The organism is Nitrospira sp. KM1 (assembly GCF_011405515.1).
Lineage (GTDB): Bacteria > Nitrospirota > Nitrospiria > Nitrospirales > Nitrospiraceae > Nitrospira_C.
This window is the reverse complement of record NZ_AP022671.1, coordinates 1957354-1979029: the sequence shown is the minus strand read 5'-3', so window position 1 is coordinate 1979029 and position 21676 is coordinate 1957354. Positions and strand designations below refer to the sequence as shown.

Here is a 21676-nt window from a genome sequence, read left to right as displayed (position 1 = left end):
GAATGCCTGCTTCAGCACTTCAACCCGCACTCCCCGGTTACACCGCCCCGATACTGACCGTCTCCGAACTGACTCGATTGATCCGAGCGTCGGTCGAGTCCTCCTTCCGGGATATTTGGTTGGAAGGTGAGGTCTCAAATCTCCGAGTGCCCAACTCAGGTCATCTCTACTTCACCTTGAAGGATGCAGCCAGTCAAATTCGGGCCGTGCTGTTTAAGTCCGATGCCGCACGGTTGCGGTTCTCGCTGGCGGAGGGGATGCATATCGTCGTGAGGGGACGACTGACTGTCTACGAACAGCGTGGTGAGTATCAACTCGTGATTGATGCGGTCGAGCCGAGGGGAATTGGGGCTCTTCAGGTAGCCTTCGAGCAACTGAAGGCGCGACTTGCCGCTGAAGGTCTCTTCGATCACAGGAAGAAAAAGCCGCTGCCGGTATTCCCCAAGACCGTTGGTGTGGTGACATCGCTGTCAGGTGCTGCGATCAAAGATATTCTAGCGGTGCTGCGTAGGCGATGGTCGTCGATCCACATCGTGATTGCTCCTGTTCCTGTCCAGGGCGCCGCCGCAGCCACATGTATCGTCGAGGCGATTCAAGCACTGAACGAATTGGAGACTCCAGAGGTCCTGATTGTGGGACGAGGTGGCGGCAGTCTGGAGGACTTGTGGGCATTTAACGAGGAAATCGTGGTCCGCGCCATCGCAGGATCGCGCATCCCTGTCGTCTCGGCCATTGGCCACGAAATAGACGTGACGCTGTCAGATTTTGCGGCAGATTATCGTGCGCCGACTCCATCGGCTGCCGCAGAGTCCATCGTCCCCGTGCGTACAGAGGTCATGGCAAGAGTGCGCGATTTGAGAACGCGAATGACTCACTGTGTGAATCAGCATTGTCGAGTGGAGCGACGCCGATTGGAAGGGAGCCAACGAGGGTTGTGGCTCGGACGATACCTCGTGCAAGAACAGGCGCAGCGTCTTGATCTCTTGACGATGAATTTGCACGACGTGATGAGGGCCGGCGTATCGGTCCGCCTGCGAGATGTGATGCAATCCCAGCAGGAGTTAAGAAGTCGTGGTCCAATCCTGATGGTCAAAAGAGGATTGTCGACATTGCCACAATGCGTAAAGAGGCTGGAGCGCCAGATGCGGGTGATGTTGGACCAAAAAAGGCAATCCGTTCATGCCCGTGCTTCGCAGCTCCACCATCTCAGCCCTCTTTCGGTGATCGGCCGGGGCTATAGCCTGCTCCGTTTGGTTCCCTCCCGGCAGCTGATCAAAAACATTCGCCATGTGCAAGCCGGTGATCAGATCGAAGCCCACTTGGCTGACGGACACTTGAGGTGCACAATTGACGAAGTGTGCCAGACTGCCGGTTTGAATTCGGTCGTGAGGTGAGGGATAATGCTGAGGGATGACACGTGTTTTTTGAAGAGAAAGGACGGCAATGGGCGTGAAGTTTGAACAAGCGATGGCACGATTAGAAACCATCGTCGGAGAGCTAGAAAAGGGAGATCTTCCACTGGATGAGTCTCTGAAAATTTTTGAGGAGGGCATCCGGCTGTCGAAAAATTGTTTGAAAATTCTTGAGGATGCGGAGCACAAAGTTGAAGTCCTGGTGCAGGAACAAAACGGGAAAAAAAGACTGCAGGCAGTATCTCCCGACGATGTCGATGGTGAAGACAATCAGCCGGCCGAATAGTGTGTTGGTCATCGATTCTCTGATCCCACGCTGACCTCATGGTTCCTCCTCTCCGAGCTCAAAAAGAGCGATTAGACCGCTTAGTCGTCATCCACGGTTTGGCCGAAAGCCGCGAATCGGCGGTAAGAGCAATCCTGGCGGGCGATGTGTCGGTGGACGGCACGGTGGTTGACAAGCCTGCCAAACTTGTTGCACATGACGCACGGATCAATGTCGCGCTGCCGCCGCCTTATGTCAGTCGCGCCGGAGAGAAGCTCGCGGCCGCATTGAGCGACTTCCTGATCAATCCTTCCGATTCCGTGTGTCTCGATGTCGGCTGTTCAACGGGGGGATTCACGGACTGCCTCTTGCAACGAGGTGCAAAGCGCATTTATGCCGTTGATGTCGGTTATGGCCAAATCCATTGGCGGTTGCGTCAAGATACTCGCGTCATTCTATTGGAGCGAACGAACATTCGATACGTCGATCGATCGACGATATCTGAGAGAATCGGGCTCGCCGTCCTAGATGTCTCGTTTATCTCGCTCGCGCTCGTTCTTCCGAGTGTAGTCGGCTTATTGGCCGACGAAGCCAAGGTGATTGCATTGGTCAAACCTCAATTCGAAGTTGGAAAGGGCAATGTCGGTGCCGGAGGGATTGTCCGCGATGATGCTCAGCGTGAGCGCGCAGTCCGAGCGGTGGTTGAAAGCGCAAAGAAGCTGGGGCTGTCGTTCAGCAATCGGTGTGAGTCGCCGCTGAAAGGAAGAAAAGGAAATCGAGAAATTCTTGTAGCGTTCGATTATCGGAGTAGGATAAGCCTTGAGAAGGATCTATCCGCTTCGTCACGCACTAAGGGGGAGGCATGAAGGTTCTCGTCACAGGCGGTGCTGGTTTTATCGGATCACACGTGGTTGATCGACTGGTGCAGGAGGGACATGCCGTCGTCATCATCGACAATTTGTCAACCGGAAAACGTAGGAATATCAATCGCGCAGCACGATTTTACAAATCCGACATTCAGAGTTGGCGTGTTGAGCGGGTCTTTCGAAATGAGCGCCCCAACATTGTCATGCATCTGGCTGCTCAGATGGATGTGAGAAAATCTGTTGAAGATCCGATGTTTGACGCTCAGGTCAATATCCTTGGCACATTGAACATCATGCAACAGGCAGTGAAGCATGGAGCGCGAAAGGTCGTATTTTCTTCCTCCGGAGGTGCGATCTATGGGGATCAAGATCTTTATCCTGCCCCTGAGACACATCCTACCAAGCCTCTATCGCCTTATGGGCTGAGTAAACTCTGCGGCGAACAGTATCTGTCGTACTTCCAGCGTGTGGGGGGATTGCAAGTTGTCAATTTACGATATGCCAATGTCTATGGCCCGCGACAAGATCCGGAAGGAGAGGCGGGGGTCGTGGCTATCTTTATTCAGAAATTACTGAATAATGAACAAGCTGTCATTAATGGTAACGGACGTCAGACCCGAGACTTCATATTTGTCGAGGATGTTGTTGAAGCGAATTTGGCTGTGATGGGTAGTCAAGATTCCGAAGGAACCTACAATGTAGGTACTGGAATGGAGACCTCTGTTAACGATCTCTTCAGAATATTGGTTCAGCATACCGGTTCGACTTGTAAGGAAGTCCATGGACCTGCAAAAAAAGGAGAGCAGGCAAGGAGTGTGATTGACTCGGGAAAATTGCGGCATGAAATGGCGTGGGAGCCGAGGATGAGTCTAACAGATGGACTTAAACGAACCGTGGAATATTTTAGAGAACGAATGGGTTAACACCCGGACATGCTTGAACAAGGCCTGATCGTGTGGGCTAATACCTTGGCACCTTGTTATCGACCTGTGCTGACCAAGCGTCGATTCCCCCCACTAGGTTTTTGACATTCGGGAAACCCTGCTGCAGTAAAAAATTCGTCGCATCTGCACTCCGCATCCCATGATGGCATATAGCAACGATTTCTTTGCCACGATCAAGTTTTGAGAGCGAATGAGGAAGAGTGGCTAGAGGGATGAGTGAGGACCCGTCAAGCTTGGCCAAGTCAAATTCCCATTGCTCGCGTACGTCTAGTAAAAAAAACTCATCGCCATTGTCTAGACGCATTTTCAATTCTTTGGGTGTGATTACAAAACTCATAATGACCCTCTCTTCGTAATTATCATAGGTTAGCCGTTGTGAAGGTGTCAACGAGGCCGGGTGGCGTCTTTAAACTCATGATGAATTTAAAAAACAAGACAAGAAATAGGGGATTGATGGATTTACGAGGTCAATTAGCTAAGCCGATGCATGGGGGTGTCATTTGCCTGCAAATGCATCTCGCGCAAGTGAAAAGAATTCTGGGCAATGGGTTTGAATATATTGGCAATGTTGTTGTATTTCAATAGCTTATCACAATTCATGCGAGCGTAACCATTCCTGTGTTTTTGATCGCTGAACCTAATAAAAGATGAAACGCCAAACGCCCAAAATTCTCCTTATTATTGTTAGCTGCCCGAACAAGCCAGGAGCCTCAAGAATCGCGAGGGCAGTGATCGACAGGAGGTTGGCCGCTTGCGCCAACATCGTAGATCGGGTCCGTTCCATTTATCGCTGGAAAAGGAAGATCGTTGAAGAGCACGAGGTTCTAGTTCTATTTAAGACAACCGATAAGCAATATAGTCAGTTGGAGAGATTCTTACTCGATATTCACCCTTATGACAATCCGGAGATCATTGCGATTAGCCTATTTCAAGGAAGCCCCAACTATTTGGAGTGGGTCAGCCAAGAAGTACAATTAGTTGATGGTCACAAATAATTAGAATGACAATTGGGGTTGACCGAACCGGACCACGCGGGTAAACTCGCCAAGAGAGTGCCAGCTATACGTGGGGTCCGAGGGAGAATAACCAATGGCACAGTCGTCCGGCGCAGAGAACAACGATTCATACACAGTCGTGATATTTCGCGGTTCTACCGCTAAACCGCTTCGCTTTAGCTTTCCTCGCAAGTTTGTGCGTAAGCTATTGATAGTATGTGCAATTTTTCTCGTTGCTGACATACTGGTTATCTCTCATTACGTCATCCGCACAGGCGAAGTATGGGAGTTGTCAGCTTTCAAGACGGAAGCCATGAGTGCGAGAGAACAGACTGTAGCATTTTCCACGGCTATAGATGATCTCAAGAAACGACTGGGCAGCATGAAAGAGGTGAATCAGAGACTGCGCGTGATGTTGGGAATTGACGCTCCTAAGACAGGCGACCTGGTGAACGGACGCGGCGGTGAGGAAACCCCATTGCCAGAAGGTAGCGCTGTTCCTCCAGGTAAAACCATCACAACCGACGTGTCTATGGCAATGGGATCGGCTGAAGGAATGCTTGCGTCGGGGCAACAGCGGCAGCCAAGCGCAATGGGCATGACTGATCTGAGTGAAGAGGAGTTAGTCCTTGAAGTGAAAGCCGGTCTCAAATGGCTGAGTAAAGAGGCTGCACTGGAAGAACAATCATTGAACGAGCTTTCGGTTGCCGCGGAACAAAAATCATCCAGATGGGCGGCAACTCCTTCGATCTGGCCTGTTAAAGGGTGGGTTACCTCAGGATTCGGACCGAGAGTATCTCCATTTACTGAGAAGCCGGCTTGGCATGATGGTCTTGATATCGGAGCTGCGGCTAATGCTCCCGTGCATGCACCTGCCCAAGGTCGTGTGACTACAGTCGGATTCGATTCAAAACTCGGCAATGTCGTTAAATTGGATCATGGCTTTGGCATTGAAACTCTGTATGGCCATATGGCCAAATCGCTTGTTAAAGAGGGACAGCGTGTCAAACGTGGAGATGTCGTAGGTTTGGTCGGAAGCAGCGGATTGGCAACCGGTCCCCATCTCCACTATATGGTCAAGGTAAATGGTCAGGCGTACGATCCGACCAAATATATTTTAGACTGACTCAAAGTCAAAGCTTCTGGCGGTTGTAAGACGCGCAAGGGATCGATCTCGTCAGATCCGTTGCGCGTTTTGTTTGTTGATAAGCAATTGAGCCCACATGCATTGGCATAAACAGTATTAGAGACTTGTCCGAGTATTAGACCATGACAGGATCAGAAGTCCTTAGGGTAGATCAGCCTCTTCACATTCAAGACGTCGCTGCACAAATCGGTTTATCGAAAGAAGACCTTGATTGCTACGGAAAATATAAAGCAAAGGTCTTACCAAGCGCCTTCAGGAGACTGGAGGGCAATTCGCAGGGCAAATACATCTTAGTGACGGCGATTAATCCAACCCCCTTGGGAGAGGGCAAAACCACGACGTCCATTGGCCTGACAATGGGCTTGTGCCGCCTCGGGCATCGAGCCGTCGTCACACTTCGACAGCCGTCTCTCGGCCCAGTTTTCGGAATTAAAGGGGGAGGTACCGGAGGAGGACGTTCACAGATAGTTCCAATGGACGAAATTAACCTGCATCTGACCGGCGATGCTCATGCTGTGGCGGCGAGCCACAACTTATTGTCGGCATTTGTAGACAATCATATATTTCATGGAAATGCCTTGGGTATTGACCCGGCGTCTATCACATGGCCGCGTGTTGGAAGCATAAGTGATCGTGCCTTGAGAGGCATCGTTCTGGGCGACGGACCAGGAAGACGTAACTCACAATTTGTGATTACGGAAGCTTCAGAAGTCATGGCCGTTCTGGCATTGTCCGCTCATCACGCCGATCTCAGAAAAAGGCTCGCCGAAATTGTAGTGGGATTCGCGTCACCTCGTCGGCCCGTTCGAGCCGAAGAGTTGGGCTGTGCGGGTTCCATGAGCGTCCTACTCAAGGATGCCTTGTTGCCCAACTTGGTCCAGACCACTGAAGGTACACCCGCTTTTGTCCATACCGGACCGTTTGGAAACATTGCTCATGGGAATTGCTCGATCGTTTCAGATTTTCTGGCGTTGCGTTGCGCAGAGTATGTTGTGACTGAAGCCGGTTTCGGGAGTGACTTGGGTGCAGAGAAGTTCTTTAATATTAAGTGCCGGATTTCAGGGCTTAAACCGGCCGCAGTTGTCGTCGTGGCCACGCTGCGTGCGCTCAAGCTGCACGGAGGCGGTGGACCAGCTAAAGCAGGAAGCGCACTTCCGGATTCCCTCACGGGTCCAAATCGTCAAGCCCTCGAGAAAGGATTCTGTAATCTCATCCAGCACATTGAGAATGTGCGTGCTCATGGCGTTCCGGTCGTCGTAGCCCTGAACGCCTTCAAGGATGACCCGGTGGATGAACTGGAATGGGTGTGCAGGGAGTCGCTGAAGGTTGGCGCAAAAGAGGCAGCGATCTCCACCCATTATGCCGAAGGTGGTCGGGGATCTGAAGAATTGGCCCATGCAATTGTTCGGGCGGCTGACCAGCAGGCAGAGTTTACACATCTTTACGATCAATCCTGGCCGATCAAGAAGAAAATCGAAACGATTGCCATGCGCATGTACGGCGCCGCTGCTGTCTCCTATGAGGCCAACGTGGAGCATCAAATCTCCATGGCTGAGGAGATGGGATATGCTCAGCTTCCCGTGTGTATGGCTAAAACCGCCTTATCGCTGTCACACGATCCCATGTTGAAGGGACGCCCGAAGAACTTTACCCTGCCGGTTACGGAGGTTCGACTCCTCGCGGGAGCAGGCTTCCTAACGGCCGTGTGTTCAGGCATGCAGTTGATGCCGGGATTGCCGAAGAGACCGGCAGGAGAAAGGATCGATTGCGATCCTCTGACCGGACAAGTCGTGGGGCTTTTCTAGGGAATCATCGTTGTTTCAGATAGTGAAAGAACTCTGAATCAGGGCTCATCACGACCGTTGACTTGTCATCGAAGGATCGTTTGTACGCTTCCATTGAGCGAGTAAAATCAAAGAACTTTTGGTCCTGACGATACGCGTCGGCATAGATGCGGAATGCTTTCGCATCCCCCGTTCCCCTGTTTTCTTCAGATTCTTTATAGGCTTGCGCTAACAAGATTTCCTTATCCTTTTCGGCTTCAGAACGGATTTTTTGCGCTTCTTCGGCTCCTTCCGCCCGATATTGTTTGGCTTGCTGCTCTCTTTCCGCTTGCATCCGTTGGAACACTGTTTTTTCATTCTCCTGCGGAAGGTCCGCCCGCTTGATCCTCACATCCTGGATCTCGATTCCATAGGCCGATGCTTTTTCATTCGATCGCTGCGTGACGACCTTCATCAGTTCCGCGCGTGCGGTGGAAACGATTTCCAAGAGATCATGTCGTCCAAGCTCGACCCTCAACTCCGAATAGATGATGTCATGTAAACGTTGAAGAGCCCCTCGTTGACTTTGAAAGTTTTGATAGACTTTGAGTGGATCGGTAATCCGCCATTTGGCAAAATTGTCGAGCAGCAAGGTCTTTTTATCCTCCGTGATGACGTCCTGGGCGTCTGAGTCATAGTCAAGAAGGCGTTTGTCGAAATAGGTGACATCCTGCACGAACGGCATCTTGAGGTACAATCCGGGTTCCGTCACCGTGCGAATCGGTTTGCCGAGTTGAACGACGATGGCCGTCTGCGTCACGTCCACGACGAAGAGCGGGGATGCGCCTACGATCAGCAATCCAACGAAGACGGCGCCTAGTGCGATGACAAATCCCTGCTTTGTCATGATTTCGAACCCTCAGCGGGAGGGGTCTGCTTCTTGGATGGACGATCAAGCGGCAAGTAGGGGAGCAGCCGTTCCCCTGCTTTCCCATCAATGATGATCTTCTCCATCTTGGGCATGATCTCTTCCATGGTTTCGATATAAATTCTCTTGCTGATGATATCCTTGGCCTGGTTGTACTCTTTGAGCGTGGCCAGGAATCTATTCGTCTCACCCAACGCCCGGTTCACGCGGGCTTGGGAATAGCCCTTGGCCTGGTTGACGATCTGCGCGGCTTCTCCTTTGGCCTTCGGCAGGATGTCGTTTCGATATCCGATGGCTTGATTGATCAGTTTTTCACGATCCTCCTTCGCGTTCGTCACATCTTTAAAGGCGGCGGCGACCGCTTCCGGTGGATCCACGTCCTGTAACTGAACCGCGGCAACTTGGACGCCGGTATGGTACTGATCCAAGATTTTTTGCAAAAGATCCTGCGTGTCTTGTTGAATCTGCGCTTTGCCGGTCGTCAGGGCCTCGTCAATCTTGCTTTTCCCAATCACTTCTCGCATTGAAGCTTCCGCGGCCTTGCCGATCGTGTCGTGAATTTCGGCCACGTTGAACAGATAATCGGCGGACGCCTTGATCTTGTATTGCACGATGAACTCGATGGCGAGAATATTCATATCTCCGGTTAGCATGAGCGCTTCTTGTGAGATCATTTGCTGGCGGTTTTGGCGGTCAGTGCGAAAACCAATCTCCACTCGGTGGAGTTTGGCGACTTTAGGTTGGAGTACCGTTTCAAGAAGTGGAATTTTCATGTGGGGTCCTGGCCCGAGCGTACGGACTGGAATGCCAAAACGCTTGACGACACCTTCTTCGTCGGGACCGACGATAAATGCGCTTTGCCAGACCAAAAAGATCAGAAGCCCGACGAGGAGAATGTTTCTCAGCCCGCCCGAAGGAAGAATGGCTTGGAATTGTGTCCGGGCTTGTCTCAGGGCATCTTCAAGCGGGTCGCTTCTCTTGCTCCAAGGATCTTTTGGGTCCCACACCATGCACAATGTCCTCTAGCCAATAGGAAGATTTCTCGCCACCATATCAGAGTGTTTGAGAAGGGAGCAAGTCAGAGAGGCCCTGGTCACGTTCCTGGCCCACCATGAGGTGGCTACGACGCTCGGGGACCCACTGAGCGAAAAAACGAGGGAGGCTGCCTCCGGTTTTTGGCGGCCATGGCGATTGTCACATGGGGACTCGCGTTGTCCTCAATCAACGGCGTTCGGCCCCGTGCGTTATGCTCATGGCGACGTGGTCACAGTCCCACCGCAGGAGGAACCGGCTCCAGCTGTGCAGCCGAAGCAATGGTTACGCGTGACGATCAGGCGGTGGTATAGCTTCGCAGGATCGAAGTCTCGGATGTGTCCCGGCATTTCCGAGCCGACGCGAAGATTCAACATCTGGTTAAAGTCACAATCATAGAGCGTCCCATCCCATCCCACAGACAGCGTGTAGCGGCACATGACTCCCGCCACGGCAGCGGGATTGAAGGCGCTGGCAAGTCGCGACATATAGCCGTCGAAATTCTCGCTCGTGACGAGAAATTCCAAGAAACGGCTGATCGGCATATTGGTGATCGTGAAGAGGCGGGTGAACTGGATGCCGTGACGACTCGCCAGTTCGCGCCGAAACTGACGCTCAATGGAGTCTTGGTTCGGAGGAAGAAATGCTCCGACCGGATTGTAAACGAGGTTCAGGATCAGATCGCTTTCAGGAAGGCCGTACCCCAGGCGGTTGAGCAGTTGCAATCCCTCAATCGATTTATCGAACACTCCCGCTCCGCGCTGGGCATCCGTCTGGGCAGGACGATAGTACGGAAGCGACGCGACAATCTCGACTCGATGACTTGCAAGAAAGTCGCCGAGATCTGATTGCGAAGGAAGAAGCAGCACCGAAAGATTGCAGCGATCTATCACATGACGGCCCAACGAGCGGCTCTGCTCGACCAGCCACCGGAAATGAGGGTTCAGTTCCGGCGCTCCCCCGGTGATATCCACGGTTGGAATGTCGGTCTTTGATAACGCTTTGATACACAGCTCTGCCGTTTCACGGGACATGGTCTCGGTTCGATCGGGACCGGCGTCTACATGGCAGTGCCGGCAGGTCTGATTGCACAGTTTGCCAACGTTGAGTTGAAGGACGCTAATCCCTGTCGCCTGAAGAGGAAACAGGCCGGACTGATTGAGTCGCACGTTAAACGGAGGAACGGCCTCGCTTTCCGCCAATAACTGAAGTTGTGTCGCGGCCGAAGCCAACGGATTGTTCCGTTTAAGCAAAGTCAACGTCATAGGCGATTCCAAACTGGGCTATCGAAATGGTCGGAGCCGGTCGATCGCGTTCCCGGCAGCGTCCGCCTTACGTTTCGACTCCATCACACTGTAGATTCATTTTAGGCGAGCAGCACAGGTCGCCCTTTCCCATCTATCAATACAACCGAGATCTCGTCAACAGGGCGCCGAGATTAAAGCAGCATCGTGGCAACACGTAAGGGCACAGGTTACCGCATGAGTCAGAGCGCCGGACATCGCACCTCTATTCTGAAAGTACTCATCGTAGCCGTGGACTAAATCCTTCTGTGCCAGCGGCAGAAGCGCCAACGAAGGAATCACGAATCCTGCGGTTCCTTCGCAGGATGCTATACCGCTTTGAATCAAAACAGTTCGGGTGGACTCTGTTCGACCGGTGCAGGATAGCGCACTTTGCCGTGATCAACTACGGCGAATGCCGTCAAGACGTGCTGTCGTACCTTCCGGCTGGAGAGAATGTGCCGGACCTTCCAGCCGCGTAATGAGACGGCATCGGCGATCAATGACCGGTGACAGCGCCACGGCACGGCTTCCGCACACATGACGGCCGTCGCTCGCGCGGCACTCTGATGAATGAGATTTTCCAGTGCATTCCAAAATGCATCCGTTTGCATATAATCGGCATACCCTCGAAAGCTCGCATTTCTCCACCCGGTATTGATCGAATTCTTGGAAGGTTTTCGTAATCCGCCGAGTTCCGGGGACAGTCCATAGACGAGACCGGCCAACGTCAAGCTTGTTGCCAGGCAGTTGGAATTGAACTGAGGATTGTGCCGGGACCGCGGAATAGTCCGGACATCTATGACTTGCAGCACGTCATGGGCCCGTAGCAGGTCGATGAACTCATCGACGGGTCTGGTCGAATGACCGATGGTCCAGAGGATGCCGGGCATGATGTGTCAAGTGTGTCATGTGTCTGGATGAAGCGCCACTCCCCTGAGGAGGGCCAATGTCGGGGGAGGTGATCAATCGGGAGGCACTTTAGCCGGATCGATTTCGAGGAGCCTGTGGCGACCGTTTTGGACGTGTTCGACTCGAAATTGACGTCCCTCGATTTGGATAGTGCCGCTCACGAGGTTGCCATTGATCAGAAGTGACCATGTCGACCGGTCGATGCTCTTCAGCGTCCCTCGCACAGTTGAAAGATTGCTCATGCGGGAAACAGTCGAAGTTACATCTAACTCATACCCTTGATGCTGAAACAGTTCGATTCGCACCGATGGATGAGGTCTTGCCGTTGCGTCCTTCATGATTGCCAACGATTGAGGATCAAAAGCGATCTCCCGTTCGCGAATCACCCACGCCTTTTTCGGAGGAAGAGGTTGTTCTTGTGCAGGTGCCTCCCCCCACAGTTGCAGAGAAGTCACCGCCTCGGCAAAGACAGGGATGGGATCGACGATCAGGAACGCCACGGCTGCTAGCCAGACGCGACCCAGTTGCGTTCCGATATCCATACGATCACCAACTGCTGCGTAGATATGAGACTGAAAGGCCTATCTCCAAATGGCATCAATGCGCCTTCCGCGCACTGACTATCCTGACTGCAATCGGAAACACGATGCGGTTCCGTTCCGGTAGGTGGCCGCGGTACGAAAGATCAACCGTGTGACTTCATCCAAATGAACAGGTGAAAGCGTGGTCATGAGAGTTTGAAGCGGAGCGGCAAGTTCGAGCAAACTGCTCAGGTATTCGTCGGGCGACGCACCCGACCATTCAGCAAGAAATTCCGGACGGGTCATAAGCAGAAGGTACTTTAAAAGACGATCCTATTGATTTCACAAATGAGTGCGTATACTTCGACGATTCCCTGTCAGTGTCAAGGGGGAGGCTCATTCGGGGTCTTAGTCATTATTGTCGATAAGAAGAACTAGAAATTATATTAATGGCGATGCTGGTGAAGGAAAATTCCTTCTCATTGTAGGTTTGTGAGTACACTCACTCTGACGCCAGTAATATCAACTATGTAGACAAAGAACCGCTCTACTTCATCCTCTCTCTGTTGCAATCAGGCATTCGGAATAGGCTGGTCGCCTCTAAAGCGATCCGCAATGCCTCAAGAAACAGTGTCGATTCTATAGCCTTGCAGGTACGTCCCTTGCTCTGTCTAGACTAGACGTCAATCCAGCAAGCCGGCTATTCAGCGTGTTTCCTCCAACTCAGGAGTCGACCAATGCCCATCTCCGGAGACGGAATGCCACATTTTTCTACGGATAGCAAAATAGCTGGTCAGATTCCCATGTCGTGGCCTGGTGCAGGGTGTCGGGATGAGCGGCGGCAGGAAAGAAGAGAGTTCTTCTTTGAACGCTGCACCTATGAGATGGTCGAGGCTTCCGGCGATACAGCGATTTCCCACAAGATGGGTGAGGCGTATGCAATTAATCGAAGCTCAGGAGGGATGTTGCTGCTGATGACTCAAGCCCCAAAATCACGGCAATATCTCGAAATTCTTACGACGGAAACACTTGGGCGCAAAGCGATATCGGTATGCGAAGTGAGTTGGACGCAGCCGATACACATTGAATCCAAGGGTGATTATTTCATGGTCGGATGTCACCGGATTCTCGCTCCCTGCCGATATCTGGAATTCTAACGTCCACCAATCGGATATTCTCTCAACATCCCGTCTTCCCCCACTGCCAATCTCATTTCAGACCCCGCATAATGCATGGAATTATCGCGCATCGACTTACAGCGGCTTCCACATCGAGGTTGCGGACACAAAAGGGATAAGGCATAATGCGCCCCCAGCGATGGGGCGGACGCCTTGATCACACAATTCTTCGAGCGACACCGAGCTCGTATTGAACAGGCCGTACGGCAGCCCGGCTTAAGGAGCGGTTCGATACGCGTGAGTGCTGCACCGAGGGACGCGGGGGAACGTCGTCGCGAACCGCGAGTAGAACATTGGCAGCCCTGCACGTACGAAACCAGTGAGACGCCGGGCGAGAGTCCCGTATCCGACCAGGTCGGCGATGCCGTCACGCTTGATCAGAGTACGGAGGGGATGTTGCTGCTGATGGAAAAATCGCCCGCTCCTACCAAGATGTTGGAGATTCATACTTCACACAGCCTTGGCCGAAAAACGTTACTGGTCTTCGACATTCGTTGGGTGAGGCCGGTTGAAGTCCCGGCGGTCGGGCACTACTATCTGGTCGGTTGCCGCCGAACGTTTGGTCCGTATCACTACCTGCAATTCTGACGCATATTCGTATCCCGCCACCGTTGACCTGACACAAACACCGATCCGGAACCAAGTTGGTTCAGTCAGGTGGAAGTTTTTCGACGTCGATCTGCATCAATCGATGGCGCCCGCTTCCACGATACGTGATCCGCCATGTCGCATCTCCCTTTCTGACGATTCCGGCGACAGCCTCACCCTGTACGGACAATAGAATGTCTCCTGGGGGGGACGTCTCGATCGTTCCCTGGAAGACGGTGGATCCTGTTCGACTGCTTGTCCGATGCGTGAAGTGAACCTTCACGTTCTGTTCATCGCCAAGGTTGATTAGGAGTCTGTCCGGGAGCGGCTCATTCGAATTCCGAAGGACCGACAGAACAGTACTGGAAAATCCAATGTCTTGTTCCCGCACGATCCAAGGCTCTTTCCGTTCCGAGTCCCCTTGAGGTCGGGCCAGGGGCGAAAGTGGCTCCCACAAGCGTGTGTCATCAAAGAACGATCCCATGCTCCACGCATTGGCAGAGGGGCCTAGTGCGGAAATCGCGAAGATGGCTACCACGAAAACTTTCATAGTCAATGAGTTCGAGCGAGCAACCCATGAGACGTTCAGTGCCGAGTGTATGATGCCCGTTTGCAGACCCGTCCGGACAGTGGGGCTAGTCGACGAAATGGAGGTTTGCAGGCGCGTCTGGTGCGGTGGTATCAATTTCACTGTCTCGGAAGCGTGCCACGGTGCCGAGAGCATTGTTAAACCCTCTCGCATTGTCAGCCGAATGGGCGGGATCCACATTGTCATCCACACCCGTCGCCCAAGACCCTTGGTATTGGACATGGGGATTGGAATAGTGATTGATGCGGGTGCAGAGATTGGGAGGCGGGCAAGGATAGGCCATGATCGTCCGGAACTTTCCCGGCTCCTTGTGACCGAACGAATACGGGAACGCGCCCCTTCCCCCTTCCTGTCTGTCATGCATTGATCCTATGTTATGACCGACCTCATGGGCGAACGTGTAGCTGGAAATACAACTATGCTGAACCACGCTAAAGGCGAACTTTTCGAAGTCGGGGCTGACGGGGGTCATCACATACCCAATGCCGCAGGCGTCTCCCAGGTTTTCGACGATCAACGCTACCAGATCGGCATTGTACTGATTCCGCAATGCATGCACGCCGTCCATAAAGCTGTCGCCGGGATTTTGAAGCCGGTTCAGATCGGTGTTTGAATTTGCCGCTTCAGTGTAGGTGACTTGAGCCGTGTGGACGAGGCGAAACTCCGTATGGATCGAGCTATTGGCCAATGCTTGGTTGGCGAGCGCAACAGCCAAGTCAATTGAGGCTTCGATCCCACTCTGTCCTCCATTCGCGTTCTTGACGGTTTCGGTGTAGACGACCAGCACGTCGATCACGGATCCATCATCGCGGGCTGTCTGTGTACTGCCAGGTTGTCCACCTCGTCCGGCAGCTTGCTCCGCAGCGTCAAGCTGTTCTTTGGATACCGGGATAGGGTGGTAGTCAGGCGGCAACTCCTCGGAGTCGATTTCGAGCAAGTGATGCGAGCCGTTATCGCCCGGTTTGATCTCATAGACGATCCGCCCTTTCCGAATGCTTCCCGCCATCATTCCATCCCGGGAGACGAGAGCCACTTCACTGTCCACATGCTGTCTCAGCGATCCGTTCCAACCGCGGATACGCTGCAACGTCTTTGTCTTCTTCCGATGAGGGTGCACGATTGCGGTCACCTCCCCGGACGCCGGAAGGTCCACTGTTAGTTCAATGGATTCATCATTGCTTCCAGTATTAATTCGATCGATGACAGCAGGGTTCACGGTGATAGCATGGGTATTCTTTATCCAGGGCCTATTGTCAGCTTGAGTAGGAGTAATAGCACGAGCCAAAGGGCCTGGCACCGGCTTCGAATTCACGGTAAACAGCTTAAGAGGATTCTGCTGATCCAGGGCGTTCGTCGGATGCGATGAGAATGCCAGACCTATTAGGCAGACTAAAAAGGTGGAACATGCGCGCTGGAATCCGTCCATTATTCTGAATCCATAAGAAATTCTCTGTGTTTAACGGCTTAAGCTCTGTTACGACAATGTCAAGGCGATCCACAGTATGTTCACCGGGCCGATCTATTTCAAGTCCGTATTCGAGGAGGTGGTTTATCTTTCGTTTAGGGCCGATTGTCGCTCCCTTGCGGAAGATTTCAGTGGTATCATCAACAACCTTGACCAATCAAAGGGTTGCATATGTACTATGCTGATGGACGTATGAGCCCGTAGTTCTTGCGCCCCCATGTTTTTATCTGGTCGAATTATGTACAATGCCTTTCGTATGGCCTGTGCTCCCATGAACCGGTGGCTATTGATTGTTTTTGCCGCCCTTGCCGGATGTGGCGGCGGGGATAGCGGCACGGGCGAAGTGAATTCTCCCGTCCAGTCACCGCCGGTTGCAACCTCCTCTGCGACGGTGGAATGGGAGCCTGTGGCAGCCGGAGATCTGGCAGGCTACAAGTTGTATCAATCGACGTCTTCCGGTTCACAGGGCTCGATCGTCAGCGGCAATATTTCGCCGTCCAGTACAAGATATACGGTTGGAAATCTCCAGGTTGGCGCAACGTACTATTTTGTTGTTACGGCCTATGACACGTCGGGTAACGAGAGTACTCCTTCCAATCAGATCACCAGAACGATTAAATAGCTGAGGGCGATTCACCGGTCATCTACGAACTGCCGAGGCTGTGCCTCCACGATATTGGATTAGAATTCCGCATGCCTCCCACGCTGCAAAGGAGGGTATATGGCGAAGTCGGCGGGCTGTGTCGTCCTGCTTATGGGAGTATTGTGTGCAGCTTCCGGCGCGCAGGCTGACGGCCTCTTCGAAGGTCTCTTTGATAAGGCGAAGGACAGCGCCGAGCGAAAAACCAGGGACCGCGTTAATCAACGTATTGATCAAACGGTCGACAAAGCCATCAACAAGACCGAGGAAGCGGTCCAATGCGTCTCTACCGATCAGGAGTGCTTAAGAAAAGCCAAAGACGAAGGCAAGCAGGTCACGATCCTCAATGCTCCTCCGGCCCCAGATTCCGTTAAGTGTGTCGCGGCCGACCAGTCGTGTCTTAAACAAGCGAAGGCACAAGGCAAGAAAGTGGAGATTGTGGACGAAAATGATCTTGAGACGTTGCGTTGCTCGGTGGCGGATGCTGACTGTCTAAAGCGTGCGAAGTCGATGGGCAAAAAGGTCGAGATCATCGACTGATGGCTGTGAACAAACGACCATGACGCGTTGCAGTTGGGTCGGATCTAAGCCGCATTGTATTCAGTATCACGACACCGAGTGGGGTGTTCCCGTGCACAGGGATAAGAAGCATTTCGAAATGCTTTTGTTGGAAGGCGCTCAAGCCGGGTTGTCGTGGGAAACAATCCTGCTTCGCCGGTCAGGGTATCGAAAAGCCTTCGCAGGATTCGATCCTGTCAGAGTTGCCAGGTTCAATCAGAAACACAAAAGCGCCCTGTTGAAAGATCCCGGCATCATCCGGAACCGGCTCAAAATTGACGCGGCAGTGAGCAATGCCCGGGCGTTCTTAGCGATACGACGCGAGTTCGGCTCATTCGACAAATATGTCTGGCAGTTTGTGGGAGGTACTTCCATCATCAATCGGTGGAGACGGAAACAGGACGTACCGGCAAGCACCACGGCAAGCGATGTGTTATCTCAGGATCTCAAGAAACGGGGATTTCGTTTTGTCGGCACGACAATTGTCTACGCCTACATGCAAGCCATCGGCATGGTCAACGACCATACAATGGATTGCTTCACGAGAAAAACCTCCTCTCGTCGAAGTTTGGCATAGAAGCCCTTCTGCATCAAGGAACATCTCCGGTCATTGATTCCTGCATCTCTCCCATGAGTGATCGATCCTCTCAATCCGATGTTCGCTGGCGGTGAAGTCTGTTCCTTGACACGATTGCTCAGATTGACGCAGGAAGCGGCGATCAGGTACGCTTCCACGAATTTGGCGTTCAGATCAATTGCCTATGAATTCCAATCGGACCGTATTGGCTCTGAGCCTCTCTATCGCCATGACTTGCACGGCCTGGGGCGTGACGGCCGGTGAGCCATCGTTTGACACCACCGCCCGGTATATTCTCGAGGTTGTGAAGGCGTTTCGCACCGCATATGTTCTTCACGTCGTCGAACATACTAAAGATGGGGGAACGTCTGCGCAGGAAAACTGGCAGAAGGACGCTCACTACCTTCCTCTGCCAGCTCAATTCGTCAAGGGAGCCGCCGAGCAAATCAGCAGCTTCGAGGTGGGACTGATCGGATTGACCCCCCTCAATCCTGCCAACCGCCCGCGTACGGAAGCGGAAACCAAGGCTCTCATCGAATTGGAAAAAAATCGGCAACGGCGGTTTGTCAGCTTCGTGGACGGCGACCAATTCAAGGCAGTTTCAGCAGATTTGGCGCTGGTGCAATCTTGTGTCGACTGTCATAACCATCATCCGCGATCCGCCAGAAAGAATTTCCAGAAGTGGGATGTCATGGGCGGCCTCGTCGTGCGGTTGAAGCGGGAGGCCGAGCCTGAAGGACTGGCGCTTCCCGCTGAACCGTCCAAGCGCCCTCTGGGCACTCTCGAGAAAATGACGCCGACGCCCACTACGCCCCCGCCTTGGGTTCGATGATGGATCTTGGTATGACGAATAGGCGGGCGGTGCTCCATGCATTGGCATTTATTCTTGGTTGTCTCTTGCCTGCCATATCGGGATACGCCCAAACGACGCCCACGTTGACCCCTCCCCAAACCGTTCCACTCACACAACAGTCGACAACTCAAACGGACGCGGCCAATGCCGCGAATCCTGCCTCTGGCACCCCGGCGCCGACCGTCGCACCTGGAACCGGGAACGCGGCGAGTTCGAGCGTGGGGAAGTCGTTCGGAACGGCGGGACGCGGACTTCCCGGAATGCCTGGAGGACCTCCGCTGACCGGGACCCTTGGCGGTCAAGACCCTTCCAGCCAATATATGCGACCTCCCACGCTTCCGCCTGTTCTATGCGATCCCGCGGTCGAGATTCCCTGCTGATCGTTCACTTGTCATGGTCGAACCCTCGCAGCAGCTGGTCCATAGCATGGACCGATAGAGCCATATCTTACAGATTGTCACGGCTCAAGGCTGTTGGAGCGCTTTGGTCCGGAGAGCGTCGAGTTCGGCCCAGCGTGCATAGAGCCGGTCGACTTCGGCCTGGGCGTCGTGGAGAGCGGCATATCGAGTGCGAAGAGCGTCGGCATCGGAAACAATAACCGGATCATGGGCTGAGGCTTGGCAGGCCGCCGCAGCTTCCTCGGCTTTGACGATCAGGCGTTCCATCTGCTCCCACTCTCTCTGGTCGCGGTAGGATAGTCCTTTGCGCTTACGGGGAACAGCACTGCCGTCGGCGGCCGTAGCCGCTTCGTCCGTGGCTTCACACCGTTCAACCTCCCGGCTCCTCGCCGATTCCCACTGAGCATAATCAGCAAACCAAGATGCTTTCCCTTGTCCATCTAGCGCGAGCAGCTTGGTGGACAGGCGGTCCAACAGCCATCGGTCATGTGTGACCAGGACCAAGGCACCTGGAAATTCCGATAGACTCTCCTCCAGGACGTCGAGCGTCGGAATATCGAGATCGTTGGTGGGTTCGTCCAGGATCAACAGATCGGCCGGCTGTAACATGAGTCGGGCGATCAGCAGCCGTGCCTGCTCTCCGCCCGACAGCCGCGATACCGGAAGATCCAGCTGTTCCGGCCTAAATAAAAAGCGTTTGGCCCAGGAGACGAGATGGATGGAACGGTCTTGGAAAATCACGGCGTCCCCGGAAGGGGCGAGCGCGGACCTCACGGATGCGGTCTGATCAAGTGATTCGCGGTGCTGCTCGAACGTCACGATGCGAAGTTTGTCGGCCCGAGTGATGCTTCCCGTAACCGGGGTCAAGGTGCCGGCCAACAGCTTGAGCAGCGTGGTCTTTCCGCTTCCGTTCGGGCCGAGAAGCCCGAGCCGTTGTCCCGGTTCCAGACGGAGGTCCAACCCGGATACGGTGGGCCTTCCGGCGATCGAATAGCCCAGGTTGGTCGCCACGAGGAGTTGTTTGGATTGGCGCCCTGAACCGACAAAATCAATTCCCGCCGTAGCGCTTTTCTTGCGGCTTTCTACGTCGCGCAGTTCCTCAATCAGGTTTCCCGCGGCGTCGATGCGGGCTTTCGCCTTGGTCGTTCGAGCCTTTGGCCCCCGCCGGAGCCATTCGATCTCCCGCCGTACGCGATTGGCCAGTGAGGCCTGCGACTGGGCTTCCGACCGCAGGAGGTCTTCACGCTTCTCCAGAAAGTCGCTGTAGCGTCCATTGACCTCGAACAACCCGTTCTGATAGCAGCGATTCACCTCGATCATCCGCGAGGCCACCGACTCAAGAAACCGACGATCGTGGCTGACTACGAGAAAGGCGCGGGGCTCATCGCGTAAGATCCGCTCGAGCCAGAGGATGCCATCGACGTCCAGATGATTCGTCGGTTCATCCATGAGCAGGACGTCGGGTTCCATCATCAGCGTCTGCGCAATGGCGAGACGCTTCTTCCATCCCCCGGACAGCTGTGATACGGGCACGTCGGCGCGGGGAAACTCTCCGAGGCTGAGCGCCTTTGCGATGCGGTTACGTTCTTCGTGCGGGTCTACTCCATCCGCGAGGAGCACCCGTTCAAGCAGTTCTTCGATCGTCTCCTCGTCGGGAAATGAGGAATCTTGGGCCACGTAACCGATCCGGATATGTCGCCGGACTGTTCGCACCCCTTCATCAGAAGGTTCCACACCGGCTAGAATTTTGAGCAGCGTGGATTTCCCTGATCCATTGGGTCCCACGACTCCCACGTGATCCCCTTCGGCCAGGGAAAGTGAAAGATGGGAAAACAGTGGCTTGGCGCCGAAACGCTTGCTGATCGATTCACAGCTGAGCAGGATGTTTGGTGCCATGGGCGTGGAGTGGAAAATATGGCGGGTTCAGAAGGATGAACAGCCTTGTGGCGGGTTCATCCTTCTGAGTGCAACAGCATGCTATTTCTTGACGATTTCGATGAGCTCGACTTCGAAGAGGAGCGTGGCGCCCGGCTTGATGGTGGGAGGTGAACCACGGTCGCCGTAGGCGATCGCCGACGGACAGACCAGCTTACTTTTTCCTCCCACCTTCATCTGTTGGAGGCCTTCGGTCCAGCACTTGATCACTTGGTTCAATGGGAAGGTGGCCGGCTCCCCCCGTTTGACCGAACTGTCGAACACCGTGCCATCGATCAACGTACCGTGATAATGCACCTTGACGGTATCGGTGGCTGTCGGAGACGCGCCTTTCCCTTCCTTGATGGTGGTCACGATCGCACCTGACGACGTCTTCTTTGCACCCGGTTCCGCCGCGGCTTTGGTGAGGAAGGTGGCGCCGTGCTTCTTTTCGATTTCGGCCTGGGCGGCAGCCCGAGCCTGCTGCAGTTGATTCACTTTCGGACCGAACGTCTGAAGTTCGACCTTGGCCGGTTTCTTCAAGACGCCGTCTGTCATCCCCGATCGAACAAACTCCAGCTCGGAATCGGTTAATGCAAATTGTTCCAGCGATTGGCTGATGAGGAGGCCCAGCGCGTAAAACGTTTTTTGATCATCCGTCGAAGGATCGGCTGCGCCGACTGTTCCGGCAGAAGACAGGCTGATGCAGAGAATGGCAAAGCATGTAAGAACGGTCGATCGCATGAGCGGTCCTTTCGTCAAAAGAAGGTTCACGACGTGTGGTCCTCAACATATGCTACCTGTGAGACAAGCTCAACAGTTTTATCATGGCAAGAATACCGTGGGCG

General features: G+C 53.7%; 24 protein-coding genes. 14 read left to right on the top strand and 10 right to left on the bottom strand.

What is annotated here, in order from left to right:
* Positions 1-2: 2 nt before the first annotated feature.
* From xseA to W02_RS09010, 4 genes are read left to right on the top strand one after another with little or no spacing between them, the layout of a single operon-like run.
* Positions 3-1394 carry an exodeoxyribonuclease VII large subunit gene (xseA, locus tag W02_RS09025; RefSeq protein ID WP_173046907.1) on the top strand — a complete coding sequence of 464 codons (1392 nt, stop codon included), beginning with the start codon at positions 3-5 and terminating at the stop codon, positions 1392-1394.
* A 49-nt stretch (positions 1395-1443) separates the two neighbouring features.
* The gene (gene xseB / locus W02_RS09020) at positions 1444-1698 is read left to right on the top strand and encodes an exodeoxyribonuclease VII small subunit (protein WP_173046905.1); all 255 of its coding nucleotides are present in this window, start codon (positions 1444-1446) and stop codon (positions 1696-1698) included.
* A gap of 38 nt (positions 1699-1736) precedes the next feature.
* The gene (locus W02_RS09015) at positions 1737-2543 is read left to right on the top strand and encodes a TlyA family RNA methyltransferase (protein WP_173046903.1); all 807 of its coding nucleotides are present in this window, start codon (positions 1737-1739) and stop codon (positions 2541-2543) included.
* Positions 2540-3466, top strand: coding sequence for an NAD-dependent epimerase/dehydratase family protein (locus tag W02_RS09010; protein ID WP_173046901.1), 927 nt, complete (start codon positions 2540-2542; stop codon positions 3464-3466). The genes W02_RS09015 and W02_RS09010 overlap by 4 nt, the downstream gene beginning before the upstream one ends.
* 37 nt (positions 3467-3503) lie before the next feature.
* Here the strand turns inward: W02_RS09010 and W02_RS09005 are convergent, their stop codons facing one another.
* A complete protein-coding gene (locus W02_RS09005; RefSeq protein WP_173046899.1) occupies positions 3504-3824 on the bottom strand; it encodes a rhodanese-like domain-containing protein in 321 nt (106 codons plus the stop codon).
* Positions 3825-4134: 310 nt separating this feature from the next.
* Here W02_RS09005 and cutA point away from each other — a divergent pair, with 310 nt between their 5' ends.
* The 3 genes from cutA (at position 4135) to W02_RS08990 (ending at position 7434) form a co-directional block, all read left to right on the top strand.
* Complete coding sequence (cutA, locus tag W02_RS22120; RefSeq protein WP_173046897.1) at positions 4135-4482, top strand: divalent-cation tolerance protein CutA; 348 nt, start codon at positions 4135-4137, stop codon at positions 4480-4482.
* A 94-nt stretch (positions 4483-4576) separates the two neighbouring features.
* Positions 4577-5608, top strand: a complete 1032-nt coding sequence (locus W02_RS08995) for a M23 family metallopeptidase (RefSeq protein ID WP_173046895.1) — start codon at positions 4577-4579, stop codon at positions 5606-5608.
* 143 nt (positions 5609-5751) lie between these two features.
* A complete protein-coding gene (locus W02_RS08990; protein ID WP_173046893.1) occupies positions 5752-7434 on the top strand; it encodes a formate--tetrahydrofolate ligase in 1683 nt (560 codons plus the stop codon).
* A gap of 4 nt (positions 7435-7438) precedes the next feature.
* Here W02_RS08990 and hflC read toward each other — a convergent pair whose 3' ends face one another.
* The 5 genes from hflC to W02_RS08965 form a co-directional block, all read right to left on the bottom strand.
* Positions 7439-8299, bottom strand: a complete 861-nt coding sequence (gene hflC, locus W02_RS08985) for a protease modulator HflC (protein ID WP_173046891.1) — start codon at positions 8297-8299, stop codon at positions 7439-7441.
* Positions 8296-9330 (bottom strand): FtsH protease activity modulator HflK, encoded by a 1035-nt coding sequence (hflK, locus tag W02_RS08980; protein WP_173046889.1) that lies wholly within the window; start codon positions 9328-9330, stop codon positions 8296-8298. Before hflK ends, hflC begins: the two co-directional genes overlap by 4 nt.
* A gap of 240 nt (positions 9331-9570) precedes the next feature.
* Positions 9571-10617 (bottom strand): arsenosugar biosynthesis radical SAM (seleno)protein ArsS, encoded by a 1047-nt coding sequence (gene arsS, locus W02_RS08975; RefSeq protein WP_173046887.1) that lies wholly within the window; start codon positions 10615-10617, stop codon positions 9571-9573.
* 362 nt (positions 10618-10979) lie between these two features.
* Positions 10980-11528 carry a DUF488 family protein gene (locus tag W02_RS08970; RefSeq protein WP_173046885.1) on the bottom strand — a complete coding sequence of 183 codons (549 nt, stop codon included), beginning with the start codon at positions 11526-11528 and terminating at the stop codon, positions 10980-10982.
* A gap of 72 nt (positions 11529-11600) precedes the next feature.
* Entirely contained in the window at positions 11601-12089 is a 489-nt protein-coding gene (locus W02_RS08965) for a hypothetical protein (protein ID WP_173046883.1), read from the bottom strand.
* A gap of 737 nt (positions 12090-12826) precedes the next feature.
* Between W02_RS08965 and W02_RS08960 the strand changes: the two genes are divergently transcribed.
* Positions 12827-13225 (top strand): hypothetical protein, encoded by a 399-nt coding sequence (locus tag W02_RS08960; protein ID WP_173046881.1) that lies wholly within the window; start codon positions 12827-12829, stop codon positions 13223-13225.
* 258 nt (positions 13226-13483) lie between these two features.
* The gene (locus W02_RS08955; RefSeq protein ID WP_173046879.1) at positions 13484-13834 is read left to right on the top strand and encodes a hypothetical protein; all 351 of its coding nucleotides are present in this window, start codon (positions 13484-13486) and stop codon (positions 13832-13834) included.
* A gap of 61 nt (positions 13835-13895) precedes the next feature.
* On the opposite strand, the gene W02_RS08950 is transcribed toward W02_RS08955, so the two are convergent.
* Entirely contained in the window at positions 13896-14225 is a 330-nt protein-coding gene (locus W02_RS08950; protein ID WP_173046877.1) for a hypothetical protein, read from the bottom strand.
* A gap of 244 nt (positions 14226-14469) precedes the next feature.
* Positions 14470-15639: a M12 family metallo-peptidase gene (locus tag W02_RS08945; protein ID WP_173046875.1), complete on the bottom strand. Its 1170-nt coding sequence runs from the start codon at positions 15637-15639 to the stop codon at positions 14470-14472.
* Between the two features lie 520 nt (positions 15640-16159).
* On the opposite strand from W02_RS08945, the gene W02_RS08940 reads away from it, so the two are divergent.
* The 5 genes from W02_RS08940 (at position 16160) to W02_RS08920 (ending at position 18896) form a co-directional block, all read left to right on the top strand.
* The gene (locus W02_RS08940) at positions 16160-16510 is read left to right on the top strand and encodes a fibronectin type III domain-containing protein (protein WP_173046873.1); all 351 of its coding nucleotides are present in this window, start codon (positions 16160-16162) and stop codon (positions 16508-16510) included.
* Positions 16511-16609: 99 nt separating this feature from the next.
* Positions 16610-17068 carry a hypothetical protein gene (locus W02_RS08935; protein ID WP_173046871.1) on the top strand — a complete coding sequence of 153 codons (459 nt, stop codon included), beginning with the start codon at positions 16610-16612 and terminating at the stop codon, positions 17066-17068.
* A gap of 19 nt (positions 17069-17087) precedes the next feature.
* Entirely contained in the window at positions 17088-17663 is a 576-nt protein-coding gene (locus W02_RS08930; protein WP_173046869.1) for a DNA-3-methyladenine glycosylase I, read from the top strand.
* Between the two features lie 184 nt (positions 17664-17847).
* Positions 17848-18495, top strand: a complete 648-nt coding sequence (locus W02_RS08925) for a DUF3365 domain-containing protein (RefSeq protein ID WP_173046867.1) — start codon at positions 17848-17850, stop codon at positions 18493-18495.
* An 11-nt stretch (positions 18496-18506) separates the two neighbouring features.
* Entirely contained in the window at positions 18507-18896 is a 390-nt protein-coding gene (locus W02_RS08920; RefSeq protein WP_173046865.1) for a hypothetical protein, read from the top strand.
* Between the two features lie 84 nt (positions 18897-18980).
* Here W02_RS08920 and W02_RS08915 read toward each other — a convergent pair whose 3' ends face one another.
* Together W02_RS08915 and W02_RS08910 are read right to left on the bottom strand one after the other, a co-directional pair.
* Positions 18981-20810: an ABC-F family ATP-binding cassette domain-containing protein gene (locus tag W02_RS08915; protein WP_173046863.1), complete on the bottom strand. Its 1830-nt coding sequence runs from the start codon at positions 20808-20810 to the stop codon at positions 18981-18983.
* A gap of 81 nt (positions 20811-20891) precedes the next feature.
* Complete coding sequence (locus W02_RS08910) at positions 20892-21572, bottom strand: FKBP-type peptidyl-prolyl cis-trans isomerase (RefSeq protein WP_173046861.1); 681 nt, start codon at positions 21570-21572, stop codon at positions 20892-20894.
* Positions 21573-21676 lie beyond the last annotated feature (104 nt).